Annotated in this window: 14 protein-coding genes; 4 read left to right on the forward strand and 10 right to left on the reverse strand. The window is 44.7% G+C overall.

The genetic code is table 11. From position 1 onward, the window contains the following. The 3 genes from AC5JPY_RS04900 to nfsB all read right to left on the reverse strand — a co-directional run bounded on the left by AC5JPY_RS04900 (window position 1) and on the right by nfsB (window position 2,756). Window positions 1-993 (reverse strand): FAD binding domain-containing protein, encoded by a 993-nt coding sequence (locus AC5JPY_RS04900; protein WP_443525880.1) that lies wholly within the window; start codon window positions 991-993, stop codon window positions 1-3. Beyond that, the gene (locus tag AC5JPY_RS04905; protein ID WP_443525879.1) at window positions 990-1,661 is read right to left on the reverse strand and encodes a 2Fe-2S iron-sulfur cluster-binding protein; all 672 of its coding nucleotides are present in this window, start codon (window positions 1,659-1,661) and stop codon (window positions 990-992) included. The genes AC5JPY_RS04900 and AC5JPY_RS04905 overlap by 4 nt, the downstream gene beginning before the upstream one ends. A 438-nt stretch (window positions 1,662-2,099) precedes the next feature. Beyond that, on the reverse strand, window positions 2,100-2,756 hold the full coding sequence (nfsB, locus tag AC5JPY_RS04910; RefSeq protein ID WP_319051328.1) for an oxygen-insensitive NAD(P)H nitroreductase: 657 nt from the start codon (window positions 2,754-2,756) through the stop codon (window positions 2,100-2,102). 436 nt (window positions 2,757-3,192) lie between these two features. On the opposite strand from nfsB, the gene AC5JPY_RS04915 reads away from it, so the two are divergent. After that, window positions 3,193-3,846, forward strand: a complete 654-nt coding sequence (locus tag AC5JPY_RS04915) for a DsbA family oxidoreductase (protein WP_493852273.1) — start codon at window positions 3,193-3,195, stop codon at window positions 3,844-3,846. A 44-nt stretch (window positions 3,847-3,890) separates the two neighbouring features. After that, the gene (locus tag AC5JPY_RS04920; RefSeq protein ID WP_493852274.1) at window positions 3,891-4,586 is read left to right on the forward strand and encodes a haloacid dehalogenase type II; all 696 of its coding nucleotides are present in this window, start codon (window positions 3,891-3,893) and stop codon (window positions 4,584-4,586) included. 128 nt (window positions 4,587-4,714) lie between these two features. Here AC5JPY_RS04920 and AC5JPY_RS04925 read toward each other — a convergent pair whose 3' ends face one another. Next, entirely contained in the window at window positions 4,715-5,824 is a 1,110-nt protein-coding gene (locus AC5JPY_RS04925) for an S-(hydroxymethyl)glutathione dehydrogenase/class III alcohol dehydrogenase (protein WP_442967661.1), read from the reverse strand. A 316-nt stretch (window positions 5,825-6,140) separates the two neighbouring features. On the opposite strand from AC5JPY_RS04925, the gene AC5JPY_RS04930 reads away from it, so the two are divergent. Together AC5JPY_RS04930 and AC5JPY_RS04935 are read left to right on the forward strand one after the other, a co-directional pair. Next, window positions 6,141-7,031 carry a LysR family transcriptional regulator gene (locus tag AC5JPY_RS04930; protein WP_493852275.1) on the forward strand — a complete coding sequence of 297 codons (891 nt, stop codon included), beginning with the start codon at window positions 6,141-6,143 and terminating at the stop codon, window positions 7,029-7,031. Window positions 7,032-7,124: 93 nt separating this feature from the next. Next, entirely contained in the window at window positions 7,125-7,643 is a 519-nt protein-coding gene (locus tag AC5JPY_RS04935; protein ID WP_493852276.1) for a DUF302 domain-containing protein, read from the forward strand. Window positions 7,644-7,734: 91 nt separating this feature from the next. On the opposite strand, the gene AC5JPY_RS04940 is transcribed toward AC5JPY_RS04935, so the two are convergent. The 6 genes from AC5JPY_RS04940 to AC5JPY_RS04965 all read right to left on the reverse strand — a co-directional run bounded on the left by AC5JPY_RS04940 (window position 7,735) and on the right by AC5JPY_RS04965 (window position 15,219). Then, entirely contained in the window at window positions 7,735-8,025 is a 291-nt protein-coding gene (locus tag AC5JPY_RS04940; RefSeq protein WP_493852277.1) for a DUF4031 domain-containing protein, read from the reverse strand. Between the two features lie 124 nt (window positions 8,026-8,149). Then, window positions 8,150-10,399 (reverse strand): transglutaminase TgpA family protein, encoded by a 2,250-nt coding sequence (locus tag AC5JPY_RS04945; protein WP_493852278.1) that lies wholly within the window; start codon window positions 10,397-10,399, stop codon window positions 8,150-8,152. Continuing rightward, window positions 10,396-11,412 (reverse strand): hypothetical protein, encoded by a 1,017-nt coding sequence (locus tag AC5JPY_RS04950; protein ID WP_493852279.1) that lies wholly within the window; start codon window positions 11,410-11,412, stop codon window positions 10,396-10,398. The genes AC5JPY_RS04945 and AC5JPY_RS04950 overlap by 4 nt, the downstream gene beginning before the upstream one ends. A gap of 100 nt (window positions 11,413-11,512) precedes the next feature. Continuing rightward, window positions 11,513-12,469 carry an AAA family ATPase gene (locus AC5JPY_RS04955; RefSeq protein WP_493844402.1) on the reverse strand — a complete coding sequence of 319 codons (957 nt, stop codon included), beginning with the start codon at window positions 12,467-12,469 and terminating at the stop codon, window positions 11,513-11,515. Window positions 12,470-12,585: 116 nt separating this feature from the next. Beyond that, complete coding sequence (locus AC5JPY_RS04960; RefSeq protein WP_493852280.1) at window positions 12,586-13,047, reverse strand: c-type cytochrome; 462 nt, start codon at window positions 13,045-13,047, stop codon at window positions 12,586-12,588. A 72-nt stretch (window positions 13,048-13,119) separates the two neighbouring features. Beyond that, the gene (locus tag AC5JPY_RS04965; RefSeq protein WP_493852281.1) at window positions 13,120-15,219 is read right to left on the reverse strand and encodes an EAL domain-containing protein; all 2,100 of its coding nucleotides are present in this window, start codon (window positions 15,217-15,219) and stop codon (window positions 13,120-13,122) included. Window positions 15,220-15,476 lie beyond the last annotated feature (257 nt).

The following is a 15,476-nucleotide window of genomic DNA, read 5'->3' on the forward strand; positions in this document are numbered from 1 at the left end:
TTATGCTCCCTCGCCCGCTAGTGCGCGCTGAATGACTTGTTTTAGTAGGCGACGCGTCAATGGTATTTTAAAGTCGTTCTGACCATTGCCTTTGGCATCACTCAATAGCAGATCGGCTGCCTGTGTGATGACGTCATTGTTGCCATCGGTATCTGTCAATAATGCTTCAACCGCCTCATTGCGCCATGGCCTAGTACCAATACCACCAAATGCCAAACGTACTGTGTTCAGCTTACCACTGTCATCAACATCTACCACTGCTGCACAAGAGACCAGTGCAAAAGCATAAGAGGCTCGGTCACGTACTTTGTCATAAGTATGTACACCCTTAATAGGAGCTGGCAGTACAACATGGGTAATCAGCTCACCTGCCTCTAATACATTTTCGATATGCGGCGTGTCTTTTGGCAAACAATAAAAGTCTTTGACATCGATAGCACGAGTCGAGCCATCTGCTTTAACCGTCTCTATCGTCGCATCTAGTAAGCGCATTGCCACTGCCATATCGGATGGATGCTGAGCAATACATGAATCACTGGTACCTAAGACAGCTAGAGTACGGTTCTCCCCATTGATAGCAGGACACCCTGTGCCCGGTTCACGCTTGTTGCAAGCGCTGTCTGTTTGATAGAAATAGTAGCAACGGGTACGCTGCAAGAAATTGCCACCTGTAGTCGCCTTGTTACGTAGCTGACCGGTCGCCCCTGCCAAAATTGCTCGCGACAATACTGGATAATTGGCAATCACGTCAGGGTGGGCGGCTAGATCACTATTGGTGACTAGCGTGCCAATACGTAAACCACCATTATCAGTAGTCTCAACCTGCTCTAATTCTAAACGGGTGATATCGACCAGTTTGATTGGGCTCTCGATCTCTAGTTTCATAAGATCTAATAAGTTGGTACCACCAGCGATAAAAGAAGCATCTTTGGTACTTGCAGATATTGCGGCTTGCTCTGGTGCATCAGCACGGCTGTATTCAAAACGTTTCATGAGCGGCCTCCTGTCGTACCAGTTACTGTTTCTTTGTTTGTATTCTTATTGGCTGCTGAAGCTTTACCAAGTTGCGTCTCGCTTGGCGGCGGTGACCAAATACCTGTCACGCTTGAATTTTGTGTGGAGGTGTTATTGGTCTGGGCAGCAGACTCTGACATCTCACTTTCAAGTACTTGTGAGATGGCTTTAATAATATTTGGGTAGGCAGAGCAACGACAGATATTACCGCTCATACGCTCAGCGATTTCTTGTACCAGTAGACCATCAGGATGTTGTAAGTCTGTGCTCACATGGCTTGGCCAATTTTGTTTTACTTCTTCTATTAATGCAGTGGCCGAACAAATCTGTCCTGGTGTGCAATACCCACACTGAAAAGCATCGTTATCTTTAAAGGCTTGCTGCAACGCCGAGAGCGAGTCTGGCATCCCAATACCTTCGATCGTCGTAATGTCATCGCCATCATGCATGATGGCAAGTGTAAGACAAGAGTTGACACGGCGACCATTGATAAGCATGGTACAAGCACCGCATTGACCGTGATCACAGCCTTTTTTGGGTCCAGTAATTTGTAGATGCTGACGACAGACGTCGAGCAGTGTCGTACGGGCGTCAAGATTCTCGAGCTGATAATCCTGCTTATTGATTGTTAACGTCAAAGTAGACATGCTGGCTTCTCGCTGGCAGATGAATATAATGGGTGAAAAGATCGCCTTGTAGCTATAGCGACAATAAATCCATTATGACGTACCAAAAAACTTGTTTTGTTTTTACTTTGTAGTTATTACAGTGTAGTTTTTAAACCGTAGCAAGTTCTGCAAGCGAGCATTACCAATAGCTGCAGGTTAATTGATAATCATTTGCATCAACTATAATTAACCACCTATTGATGCCTAATATAGATTGGTTGTTGTCTATAAGTACTCAAATTTAGGCTTGATAATCCGACAATGTACTTTGTGATGCGAGCAATACGTTCTTAGAAAAATACAGCAGATTCAATAAATTTTGATAAGAAAAATTCCCATAAGCGGAAACTTATGGGGCTCTTAAAGAAATAATTTAGAATAGTGGTCGCAAACAAGTTGCGAACCAAACACTGTAAACTAAGCCTTTGTGATAATGGTCTCTTCGGCAAAGCGAGATTTGGGCAACTCAGCATTGAAATCATCTTCACTACGGTAACCAAGCGAGATGACGGCAACGGCTGTATAGCCTTTACTACGTAATTCAAACTCTTCATCAAGCGCTTTTAAATCTGCGCCTTCCATCGGCACAGCATCAATACCCAAAGTAGCAGCGCCCAGTAGCAGTGCACCCATATTGAGATAGAGCTGTTCGATCAACCAATGCGGCTCATCCTTTTGCTCATAACGGCGAATATCCAAGAACATTTTGCGCGTTTGATGCATTTGCTCTCTGAATTTTGGTTCTGCAAAGCGACCATCACTATCTTCTTTATCTAATATTTCCTGTAAAAACTCATCATCAGCATAGACACGGCTACAGAATACGATGACGTGCGAAGCATCTTTTACTTTGGCATCATTAAACTCATACATACCTTCAGTGCCTTTGGCGACTCGAGCTTTGCCAGCTTCATCATCAGCAATCACAAAATGCCAAGGCTGAATATTAGTGCTTGACGGACTGAGTCGCAAAATGTCCTTTAAACTCTGAAAGTCTTCTGCTGATATTTTTTTATCGGTATCAAATTCTTTGGTGCTGTAACGCCATCTCATTGCTTCAGTGATACTTTTCATATATGACTCCTATAATTAAAATTTTATTTGTGGTTAGAGCTCTATTATTGATTAGGTATCCGATATTAACGTGGTTTATTTGTTAGCCTACGTTATCAGTTGTCATTGCTCATAAATAAGATCATCTCAGACAACCACCTTTTTTATGACCGTGATAAATGGGTTAATTTTTCATATGCTTTATTATTAATACTTTAAACCATCTTAGACACCAGTCAGAGTTTGCAAAAGACTCATTTGTATCATTGGTGACAGTTACAATTAAGCTACCTAAGTGGTAACGCTGGCTGCAGAGGATACATTGTAATCACTCGATCATTCTCTTAGTATGAACTGACTTATCTTGCAGTGAGCAGGGCTACCTAGACAACTGTCCCTTATAGCCCTGTCATCGCACTATCAAACAACATACCAATAAAAATCCCCGCGAGGACTTATGAAACCATCAGAAAACACGCTCCGTATAGACATCGTCTCTGACGTCGTCTGCCCATGGTGTGTCATTGGCTATCGTCAACTGGCAGCAGCACTTGAGCAAACCAATACAGAACACACTATCCACTGGCATCCGTTTGAGCTGAACCCAAATATGCCAAGCGAGGGTCAAAACTTACGCGAGCACATCATCGAAAAGTATGGCTCGACCAAACAAGAATCAGATGCGAGCCGAGTCAGAATGACCGAAGCCGGTCGTGAGGTTGGTTTTGAGTTCAACTTCAATGACGACACGCGCATGCACAATACCTTTAATTTGCATCAGCTTCTGCATTTTGCAGATCAACAAGGCAGCATGCATGACTTAAAACAAGCGTTGTTTACCGCGCACTTCACTAACAATAGAGACATCTCAGACATCCATGTACTTGCTGATATTGCAGCAGAGACTGGTCTTGATAAAAGTGAAGCGTTAGCGGTATTAGAAGGTCAGTTTTTTGCAAAAGAAGTACGAGCAGAAGAACAACACTGGCAACAACAGGGCATCCAAAGTGTACCAGCGATCATCTTTAATGAACGTCATTTGGTCAGTGGTGCTCAAGGTGTCGAGAACTATGTCAGTATTTTAGAGCAACTGGCTAACATGGCTGAGTAAATCACTTGTGGTTATAAATACTTTATTATAAAAAGGGATACTTTATGTCTTCTAAAAACTTTCCTTCGATTATCGTGTTCGATGTCAATGAAACGCTACTGGATATCGATACGCTTACGCCATTTTTTACGCGAGTTTTTGGCAAGCAAATAGTATTGCGCGAATGGTTTGCTCAACTGGTGTTGTACTCTCAGACAATAACACTCTCTGGTCTGTATGCGCCTTTTGGCAAGATTGGTGTTGGCGCATTGCAGATGGTGGCTGATATCAGACAAGTGACGCTGACAGACAACGATATCAATGAGTTCAAAGAAAGAATGAGCGCGCTGCCTGCTCATCCTGATGCGGCGCCTGCCCTTACACGTTTGCGGGAGGCAGGGTTCCGACTGGTGACGCTCACCAACTCAGCGAGTAGCCCATCTCCTACGCCGTTAGAAAAAGCAGGGCTAAGCCAGTTCTTTGAACAGCATTTCAGCGTTGAAACCGTTAGTAAGTTCAAGCCAGCACCTGAGACCTACCAGATGGTAGCTGATACGCTTGCTGTTGAGACGTCGGACTTGTGCTTAGTTGCTTGTCACCTTTGGGATACTATCGGTGCGCAAGCGGCAGGTTGCCGAGGTGCCTTTTTGACGCGCCCTTACAATGAGATGCTGAGTGCACCAAATGTACCCGTACCAGATCTGACCGCAGCAGACTTATTGACACTAGCGGACCAAATCATTAGCAAGCAAAACACTTGATACACCAAGCTAAGAGCCTGTGTTTAGAAATAACATACGAAAAAGCTGCTTCAATATCGAAGCAGCTTTTTTATTGTGCAGTCGTCAAGTTAAAAACTTGATTCTGATATCATCATCAGTAGCGACGCTTAAAAATTGACAACCGTACGGATGCTCTCGCCTTTATGCATCAAGTCAAACGCTTCGTTGACATCTTCTATTGGCATCGTATGCGTGATGAAATCCTGCAATGGGATTTCGCCCGCAAGGTAACGCTCTACATACCCTGGTAGTTCTGTGCGACCTTTGACACCGCCGAATGCTGACCCTTTCCAGACGCGACCTGTCACTAACTGGAATGGACGCGTTGAGATTTCTTGCCCGGCACCAGCGACACCGATGATGACTGACTCGCCCCAGCCTTTGTGACAGCACTCTAGCGCCGAACGCATGACATCGACATTGCCAATACATTCAAATGAATAATCAACCCCGCCATCGGTCAGCTCAACGATGACTTCCTGAATCGGCTTGTCATAGTCTTTCGGGTTAATGCAATCGGTTGCACCTAGCTTTTTGGCCAGTTCAAACTTGCTCTCGTTGATATCAATGGCAATGATGCGTTGGGCTTTTGCCATTGCAGCGCCAATTACTGCTGATAGTCCGATACCACCCAGACCAAAGATAGCCACGGTTGCGCCTTCTTCGACTTTTGCCGTATTCATGACTGCGCCCATGCCAGTGGTCACACCGCAACCTAGCAAGCAAACTTCTTCTAATGGTGCTTCTTTATTAACTTTGGCTAATGAGATTTCTGGCAACACCGTATATTCAGAGAACGTTGAGCAGCCCATGTAGTGATAGATTGGTTCGCCGTCTTTGTAAAAACGTGTGGTACCATCTGGCATCAGGCCCTTACCTTGAGTCTCGCGCACCGCAGAGCAAAGGTTGGTTTTGCCTGAGCGGCACATTTTACAAACGCCGCACTCTGCTGTATATAACGGAATAACATGGTCGCCAACTTCTACGCTAGTCACGCCTTCGCCAACTTGCTCAACGATACCACCACCTTCATGACCCAAAATCGCAGGAAATACGCCTTCTGGATCTTCACCAGATAAGGTGAACGCATCTGTATGACAGACGCCGCTTGCGACGATTTTGACCAGCACTTCACCTTTACGCGGTAGCATCACGTCCACTTCTTCGATAGATAGTGGCTCATTTGGTGCCCAAGCGATGGCAGCTTTTGATTTGATAAATTTATCTGACATAGGAGTCTCTCTTTTAGTTGATTGTTATTTGTGGGTTGCGGCGTAATGCAGACTTAGCAAACCATCATCACCGTCACCCTTTTTCATTATTTCATCCGATTATCTACTCGGCTTGATAGCTACGACTGTCATCGCTGAGACGACTAAAGATAGATTGAGCTTATCTTGCCTGCTGTCTATAGGCAAGCTTCTATAAAAGGAAAGCACCATCTCTATACATTGTTGTTAATCATTATATTTATCTCTAAATAGATAACAATATGCTATATTTGCAAATATCTTTTACATATTGGTAATAATCATGCACTGGGAAGGAATCAGTGAGTTTGTTTATGTGGCAGAGCACGAGAGCTTTACACAAGGGGCAAAAGCGCTTGGCATCTCAACAGCTCAAGTCAGCCGGCAAATCAGCGCTTTAGAGCAGCGTTTGAATATCAAACTGCTCTATCGAACGACGCGCAGGGTCTCACTTACCGAAGAAGGTCGCGTCTTTTATCAGCATTGCCGCGGTGTACTCGATGGGCTAGATGCCGCTGAGCAAGCAGTAAGTAACTTGCAATCAAAGCCTCAAGGCAAGATCAAACTAACTGCACCCGTGACTTATGGTGAGCAGCAGTTATTACCACTCATCAATGATTTTATGGTGCAGTATCAAGATATTGAAGTGAGTGCTTTGTTGAGTAATCAAAAAATCGATTTGATTGAAGGGGGTTATGATTTGGCCATTCGTATTGGCAAATTAAACGACTCAACCATGATGGCAAAAAAACTCAGCCAGCGTACCAACTTTGTCTGTGCAGCGCCTGCTTATCTTGATAGATATGGGATACCGACAGCGCTCAATGATCTCAGTCAGCATAATTGCTTACTTGGCACTCGAGATTACTGGCACTTTATAGATACTGACCCACGTGTCAGTGAGGATGCAGGTAAAGAAAAAAACCTGCGCGTCTCTGGTACCGTACAATATAACAGCGGCTATAGTCTGGTTGATGCGGCCCTAAAAGGGCTTGGTATCGTACAGTTGCCTGACTACTATGTACAAAAGTATCTCGCATCTGGTGAGCTAGTGAGCTTACTTGATGATTATAGAGAACCCACAGAAAACATTTGGGCCGTCTATCCACACAACCGTCATCTATCACCAAAGATTAGATTATTGGTTGATTATTTAGCAGAGCAGCTGGTTTAGTCATCTATGAAGGTGTGTTGCAATAACCAAATTGATTACGCACAATGACTATTCGATGTTACTCACTTATGGATAACCTAAAAGGATATAACTATGATAAAAATTATCTCTATCACTGCTCTAGCAATCGCCGTATCATCCTGCGCTAGTATCAATACGCTATTAGATAACACGGATACGACAGGCGCTATGACCAAAACCGCGACGTCTATGAATGCCGAAAAAGGCTTGGTCACTTTACAGAGCAATCACTCTGTCCAAGCTACTGCTGATAAACTGGTCTCAGTTATCGAAAGCAAAGGTATGAAAGTATTTGCACGCGTTGATCATCAAAAAAATGCGCAAAGTGTCGATCTGTCATTGCGACCCACACAAGTCATTATGTTTGGGAACCCTAAAGCAGGCACACCCTTGATGAACTGTGAACAGACTATTGCTATTGATTTACCACAAAAAATCCTCATTAGTGAAGATGCTGATAACCAGGTATGGTTGTCATACAACAATCCTGACTATATTAAGACACGCCACAATATCAAAGGCTGCGATACTGAGATTGCCAATATCTCAAAAGCACTCGATGCCATCAGCACGGCAGCCACGGCAAAGTAGATGCCTAACAAAAAGTATGAGCCAACAAAAAAGTGGGTAGCGAAAGCATCACCCACTTTATTTATACTTGAGAATGTGATTTGTTAGTTTTTCATTCGGAATTATCAGATAATGCCATTTGATAATGTAGCTCTACTTTTAGCTTCTTTGCACATTCGATAATCTTTTTCCTATCGGCAATAATAGCGCCTTGTGCAATAGCCGTTTCGCGCATTTGTACCGTAATATCATAATGAGGATAGCTGGCATTACGGTGGAATAAACGCGCATCTACCTCGATCAGTGCCGCAAAATCATGCAGCTCTTGCAGGCTGTCCGCAAGCATATGGCACCATTTATAGCCTTTGAATGGTATCTGCACAAAATCTACATATATTGCCATATTTCAATCTCTTACTTATTTGCTGACTTAGCATGCTGTATTGTGTACTGCTCTAACGACTGCCTTAAAATTGGTATGAGCAGTTCTAATCACAAGTAAATCAGTGACACCAAACCCAAAAACCTTAGAGTAATTCACGTACGTTTTTTTTGAGTTGCTGAAGTGTTTTTTGATACTCGCTATGACTGGCATCAAAAGTACTCAAGCGTCCATAGCGTAACTGACGGTAGTCTTGTCTAATTTCAATGAGCTTGGACTGAATCGTTATCGGGTTTTCACTATCTGTTAACTTACTTGTTGCATGATGAGTGTTACCGTCAAGCCGACTATCAATAGCAGTAGCCAAACGCTCTAGCCACGCCAGTTGCCCCTCACTGTCCTCTCGAGTCAGCGATTGATCACGTTTACCCACACGTTTTGAGAGCTGTGCAAGTGGCAAGTCCGCTGGATGCCAGCGTTTGCGGCGGCGCTGCCATATGATAAATACTAAGACTGCCATAATGATAACAGCACTGGCTGCTAACCAAATGATTTGCTGCGTGATTGAGCTGATATTGAACCATTTTAATAGTGAATCTGCCTGCTTGTCTTGATCATAGCCAACGACATCTTTTTGCCAGTAATAGCTTGCCTGGTCTGATAAGCGCCTTAATGTCTGTAGCATTTGATACTGCTGATAGGTGATTTGAGCACTAGCACCACTGCCAAACATAGCGGCCCCTTGCTGCTGGGTCATCGTATTCATACCCTGCTCAACACGCTCAGGTGCGACAAATGCCGTCGGATCCACACGCACCCAGCCTTGACCCTCAAGCCATACCTCAGTCCATGCATGTGCATCCATTTGACGCACCTCCCATACGTTACCATTACGACTCGGCTCACCGCCTTGATAGCCTGCTACTACTCGCGCAGGGATACCAGCTGCCCGCATCATAAAGGTAAAGCTTGAAGAATAGTGCTCGCAAAACCCCGCTTTGGTCTCAAACAAAAACTCATCGATACGATTAGTATTCAGTGGCGGCGGCGATAAAGTATAGCGAAACTCTGTCTGATTGATCCAGCGCTCGATAGCAGCCATATAGCGCACCGGATCTGAGCCTGACTGCGCAAACAACTGCTTAGCAAGCGCGCGTGCCTGCGGATTACCTTCATTAGGCAGCGCAAGGTTCGAGCGCCGGGATGCTTCTGCTAACACTGGATCTATACGCATCGGCGCAAACTGCACTACATCGTAGCGAAGCTGCTGCGTCACCGGCTGGTCTTTGGATAACGTAAAGTTAGACGTGATGTTGATATCTGGCTGCTGAGAGAAAGGATAGTCTAGTCCAAACAACCAGTTTTGCTGTGTAGGTTCTAGAATAACTTGATATCGAGTAGGTGCTGCTTGCACTTGTTCAGGAACAGTAGCAAAAGCATTTTGGATCCACATAGGTGGTTGTGATCTTACTGACCACTGGCTTGCCTGAGGGCTTGGACGCCAAGTTACCCCATCAAAATCACTAAATACCAAACCGCGCCAGTAAAGCTGTTGCTGCGGTGGACGCTCATCTGCAAACTCTACGCGAAAAGCCAGCTCGGTCGACTGACCTAAATTAGCAAAATCACCAGGTGACATGCTATCAGAGACCCCTGTAATCGCTTGCTGACCTGACAACTGTACGGACCACAGCGGTGGCAATCTCGGGAAAAATAAAAACAGCACTACCAATAAAGGTAACGCGCCAATACCCAATACCCCCAAGGTACGTATGCGTCCATCACCGCGAGCATTACTATCATCGTTGAGCGCGATAAATGCCAATAAGACGATGACCGCACCAATGATGACCTCTAGCGTGGTAATCAAGCCTTGATCCATCAAAAATAAAGCAGCCAACACAAATAATGATAAATTCAGCACCACGTAAGCATCACGGCGCTTGTATAACTCCCAAAGTTTACTGACCAAACATAGCACCAAAAATGCCACGCCCATATCCAAACCAAAAGCGGTGTTATAAGTCAGCCACAGACCGACCAACCCCAGCAAAAAACCTAGCATTTGCATGCCTTGATAGACACGCTTTAGATGAGATAGTTTTTTGAATCGTCTTTTGATACGTGGCAATTGCCCAATAATACTGACAACAGCAAACCCTATTAACCACAACGGCAAGTGAGCAGCATGCGGTAGTATGACTGCCACTTGAGCGATTAGGACCCAGTAGTACGCTGGTAATGCCAGCAGCTGCCGATACCATTTTTTGTTATCTGCTGCGCGGTGGAGCGTTTGAGTACTATTTTTCGCTCGGGTGCGAGACCCAAGTGACAACTGCTCAAAACTTGCCATGTCTGTAGCATCAGTCGCTGGAGGTTGCTTAAATTGGGTCATGGTGCTTTCGCTAACCTTAGCAAGCACGCTTGCGCAAAAACCTCACCGTCACCCATCACTGCGGTAGCAGGAGCATCATTGGGTAAACGCATTTGAAAGGGCACACCGAGCTGACCGAGCGTTAACGCACCATGAGCCAGTTGCGCCAGTTTTTGTTCATGATGCGCAGCTGGCATATCTGCATAATCTAATGTCTGCTCATGACCAACAGGATCCGCAAAATGCTTGGTAAACATTCCTTGTCCCCGTGCTACGTGACTCCAAGAGACACGCGCCAATGACTCCCCTTCTATATAATTATCTAGGCGCTCAAAGTCGTCCTGCCCTTGCCTATACTGACCGCCTGTTGGCAAATCTTCCATGCTTGCAATTGCATACTGAGCTTGCCAATCAAAGGTTTCAGGCTTGGGGTATACCCAAGCTTTACGCGCAAAATAGACATAAGACCATGCCCGCATAATACCCAAAGGATAGACGGTTTTGATGGTCAACCGTGGTAGCTCAAATTGACCACGATTGCTTGTCTGCACGGGTAGCCTTATGATTTTCTCACCTTGTAGCCTGGTAATAAGGATAGCGTTTTGATCATCCGTATCTGCTTTATCTTTACGATCAGCAGATGTCTCAAATTCAAACAGCAGCTGCCTGCGTGGTTGACGACTCTTGCTATCTAACTGTAACGTCACCCAAGCAGGACTACCTGCCTGAGTCATCGTAACGTCTAATAGACGAATATGTAGACCGGATATGTGCGCAAAAGTCACATGGAAGCTAATCAGCCAGACACTGACCAGATAAAAACATAAACCAAGCACCAAGTTGTTGCCATAATTGACACCCGCAATAAAGGTGATCACTAATAGCACAGCAAATAGCATGCCTTCACGGCTAAAAAAAATATAAACATTGCGTAGATTGAGGGTGGCACTATCGTTTTTGGGTGCACGAGAAGCAAACCAACGGCTCAGTGCTGACTTGATTGGTACGGTTAAGGCCTTTGGTAAAAAGCTCATGACTACCCTACTCTTGCCATGTGATTGACTGTGATACTCGTCTTCAACCGACGAATGTAGCCATTTGTTGTAGCCACTATTCGAGCTACAGTATAGACAGTTAAACAGTAACTGATACTTCTGCCAATATACGCTGTGCGATCGTTTTGGTTGCCTGTCCACCGCTCACATGTGCAGGCACGAAGCGCTGACCCAGACGATGATCCACTACGGCTGCAAACACCGCTTGGATGTCTTCAGGTACCACCTCCATATGCCCCGATACATAGGCATGAGCCTGAGCAGCACGCTGTAGCGATAGTACGCCACGCGGTGATAGTCCATGATATTCCTGGCTTGCTCGAGTTTTTGCAACGAGCCTTTGTAAATAATCCAACACAACATCTGCCACATACACTTGTCTGACACCTTGCTGAGCCATCAGTACCGCGTCAGTATCAAGTACTGCATCTAAATCTTTTAGTAGCTCGCGGCGATCTTGACCTCTTAACAGCTCACGCTCTGCCATAGGCGAAGGATAACCTAGTGATAAACATAATAAGAACCTATCTAGCTGTGATTCAGGGAGTGGATAGACACCTGCTTGCTGTAATGGGTTTTGGGTGGCAATGACAAAAAACGGTCGAGGTAAGGGATACGTTTGGCCATCTTGAGTCACTTGTCGCTCTTCCATTGCTTCGAGTAGCGCACTTTGCGTTTTAGGACTAGAGCGATTGATCTCATCAGCGAGTAATAGCTGGGTAAAGACAGGCCCAGGACGGAACTCAAAGCGTTGTTTACTTTGGTCGTAGATGCTCATACCTAAGATATCAGCAGGTAGCATGTCATTAGTGAACTGCACGCGGCTGAAGCTAAGCCCTAATAGCTGAGCCAATCCTTGCGCCAGCGTTGTTTTACCCATGCCCGGCAAATCTTGTAATAACAGATGCCCACCTGCCAAGATACCACTGAGTGCAAGTTTAACGGCTTGAGGCTTGTCCAATACGATTTGATTCAACTGGGTCATCAGCTGTGCAATTTTTTGCTGATTATATTGAAAGTCAGCAGTAGTCGGCATGGACTGATTAGGCGTCGCTGCTGTTTTTTGAGAGTTGGATAATGATATATCGTTCGCGGTCTGGGTCATAGTCAGTTATCGGCTCATTTTTATGTCATAACGTTCAACAGTTAGCATCAGTTTGTATCCTCTGCAGCTGCTGGAGGCTCAGCGCGGAGGGTAGATAGATAAGCAATGACGTCTGCACGCTCTTTGGCATCTGGCATGGGGTCAGATAGCATTTTTGAGTTTGGTATGGCTTTTTGTGCATCCGCAATATAAGGGTCAAGCGTTTTGGCATCCCATACCCACCCTGATGACTCTAGTCCTTTGCTATAGTCATAATCTTTTAGTTCGGCAGCTGGCGCACCATATATATTCATGAGCTGTGGGCCTTTTCTATTCAGACCTGCATTGAGCTGATGGCATTGACCGCACGCCTCTTTGTAAACCACCAAGCCATTTTTAACATCACCTTTTGTATATGAAGGTAGGGTCACTGGGTCTCGATGGTCAGGCGGAATACTGCTCTCACACGCGGTGAGCAACAAAACAGCGGCAAAAAGACTGCTTATTTGATATTTACTAATAAGTGGCATTTGGGCAATCTTTGGTTGGTAAGTGTCAGTGATAAAGAGTCTATGTCATTACAACTTTAGCATCACAACTTTCTAACTTGCTGCATGGCTTTCTAGTTTTATCGTCTGACTAGGCTCTTCTAAGTAGTACCCTTGTAGATAGCGCGCACCAACACTCCATGCAACAGACATGGTCGCTGCCTCTTCGATATAAGGCATCAACACATCCACTTTCACCTCGTTGGTACTTGTGATGAGTGATTTGACAGTATCTAGGTTATCTGCTGAATTGATATCTTGTACGTAACTGCGCGCCAGACGCACCATATCTGGCTGTACCAAACTAGCAATTTCAATAGATTTGGCAGAAGATCCGAAGTTGTTAATGCCCATTTGGCAATCAACTTCACTCAAAGCGGAGAACTGAGATTTGGCTACAGTTAGGTGATCAACGATGTCTTTTTCGTTGAATTGTAATGTTAATACACCGGCGGCACCGCCTACTGCCTTGATCAACTGGCTTGCAACGTTGGGTAGTTTTTTGTCGACCAAGGTTGCACTCGTCAGCTGTATCAACAGTCTGGCTTCAGGATGGTGCTTGCGTACATCATTGATTTTTTTGCAGGCGTTAATAAGTACCCAGCGATCTATCTTTTCTAGTAGGTTGTGGCTCTTGGCCACAGTCATAAATTGATCTGGTGTCAATACGGTGTTTTCGGCATCGGAGAGCGGCAGGCGTAGATACACTTCAAAAAAGTCACTGCGATCCCGATCAATATCATAGATTGGTTGAAATGACAGCTCAAAGCGGTTGTTAGTGATAGCGTCAACTAACGATTCAGCAAGCGCATGGTCATCACTGTTGGCGTGTTCGCTTGGATCGTATATATGATAGGTACCGCCATGATTAGAGGTTTCTACCATAATATGGTTGATGGTTTCCATGGCACGCTCAAGTACAATGGTAGGCTCAGCGGTATTTTTCTCGATTTTGACCACTGCGATACTGACGGTCGTACTGGTCGTACGCTTATCGACTTCGATGAGCATCTCACTGATACGAGAGCCAATATGTGCTGCGAGCTTTTCAAGATCAGCGGTACTTTTATTTTTGACCAGTATCATAAATGCAGTATCACTAAATCGGCTGACGTGCCCATCAGGTATGAGCTCATCTAACATATAAGCCACTTGTTTGACGGTTGCATCAATCCCTTTCAAACCAAGACTGCTTCTAATCTTACCAACGCTATCGAGTTGCACATACAGCAGCCCTGCTGTCAGCTCACCTTGAGTCGCTTGCTGGTGTATTACCACCATTTGTTCCTCAAAGCCGCGACGATTATCAAGACCTGTCAGATTATCTGTGCGCTCAGCTTCAGCTAAGCGCTTAGCAACCTCTGCACTGTTACTCTGGTTTTGTTGAATGATAATCTGAGTGACCGGCTCACCCTCGAGCGTCGCTGAAGCCATTTGTAACTTTGCCTCAAAGGTGCTGCCATCAGTACGTACACTCTCAAAATTAAACTCTACATCTTTGCGACTGCCTTTATCAAACTGACGCAAAAATTGCTTGAAACCTTTGACATTACTACCACCCGAAATCAAATCAATTACTGGCACACCAACGACATCATTCATCGATTTAAAGCCAAATAGTTGCAGATACGGGTCGTTGGCATAGATGTGGATGCCTTCATCGATATAAGCAACGGCACTTTTTGAGTTCTTAATCAAAACATTGGCACGCTGTTCTGATTCAGAGAGCACTTGGCGTAAGGTTTTTAGCGTACGGCGACTGCGCAAGTTACTGTGCTGCAGACAGATAGCCATAACTACTGGCAGCTCTTGATCAAACCTAAGCGCTTTAATCATCGTACCACTAACAACAGCAGGTAGCCCTTCATCATTAGAGACCGCTGCTACCGTCTCTTCATTCACTAAGCAAATCATTGGCAAATCGATACTTTGCTCTTGTACGATACTCACCACATCCGTAAAGCTCATATCATAGGCTTTGCCAAATACGAGAACGTCCCACTGTTGACGTAGTACTTTTAACAACTCTTCTTTATCGTCTAAAAATCCTAAGTTCACACTGTCATAATAACCGCTAAGCAATTGCACAAGACGTTCCGCGTAAAGCTGATCATCATTGATAACTAACAAGTTTAAGGTAGACTGAGTGCGCATAGGAAGCCTTTTAATCTTATGGACGTATTTTTATCTATTATTTCTAATAACCTGACACCTTTTCCAAAAATAAACCTAGCACAGAAAACAATAAGCTTGGCGATTATCATAATAATAACTGAGCCTTGCTCTGTATAATACGCTTGGTTAACTAATTTTGGTTACATTAAATAGGGTATCAATTAGAATAACAATATCCATCATTATAGACAATAACTCGGCAAGCTGCAGATTAACTTATGACCTTTCTTGTTTAT

Source organism: Psychrobacter sp. H27, from assembly GCF_059072655.1.

Bases quoted from the DNA above. Each gene is read 5' to 3' on its own strand.
- AC5JPY_RS04940 (WP_493852277.1), bottom strand. From the start codon at position 8,025: ATGGCAATATATGTAGATTTTGTGCAGATACCATTCAAAGGCTATAAA.
- AC5JPY_RS04930 (WP_493852275.1), top strand. From the start codon at position 6,141: ATGCACTGGGAAGGAATCAGTGAGTTTGTTTATGTGGCAGAGCACGAG.
- AC5JPY_RS04960 (WP_493852280.1), bottom strand. From the start codon at position 13,047: ATGCCACTTATTAGTAAATATCAAATAAGCAGTCTTTTTGCCGCTGTT.
- AC5JPY_RS04905 (WP_443525879.1), bottom strand. From the start codon at position 1,661: ATGTCTACTTTGACGTTAACAATCAATAAGCAGGATTATCAGCTCGAG.
- AC5JPY_RS04915 (WP_493852273.1), top strand. From the start codon at position 3,193: ATGAAACCATCAGAAAACACGCTCCGTATAGACATCGTCTCTGACGTC.
- AC5JPY_RS04900 (WP_443525880.1), bottom strand. From the start codon at position 993: ATGAAACGTTTTGAATACAGCCGTGCTGATGCACCAGAGCAAGCCGCA.
- AC5JPY_RS04945 (WP_493852278.1), bottom strand. From the start codon at position 10,399: ATGACCCAATTTAAGCAACCTCCAGCGACTGATGCTACAGACATGGCA.
- AC5JPY_RS04955 (WP_493844402.1), bottom strand. From the start codon at position 12,469: ATGCCGACTACTGCTGACTTTCAATATAATCAGCAAAAAATTGCACAG.
- AC5JPY_RS04965 (WP_493852281.1), bottom strand. From the start codon at position 15,219: ATGCGCACTCAGTCTACCTTAAACTTGTTAGTTATCAATGATGATCAG.
- AC5JPY_RS04935 (WP_493852276.1), top strand. From the start codon at position 7,125: ATGATAAAAATTATCTCTATCACTGCTCTAGCAATCGCCGTATCATCC.
- AC5JPY_RS04920 (WP_493852274.1), top strand. From the start codon at position 3,891: ATGTCTTCTAAAAACTTTCCTTCGATTATCGTGTTCGATGTCAATGAA.
- AC5JPY_RS04950 (WP_493852279.1), bottom strand. From the start codon at position 11,412: ATGAGCTTTTTACCAAAGGCCTTAACCGTACCAATCAAGTCAGCACTG.
- nfsB (WP_319051328.1), bottom strand. From the start codon at position 2,756: ATGAAAAGTATCACTGAAGCAATGAGATGGCGTTACAGCACCAAAGAA.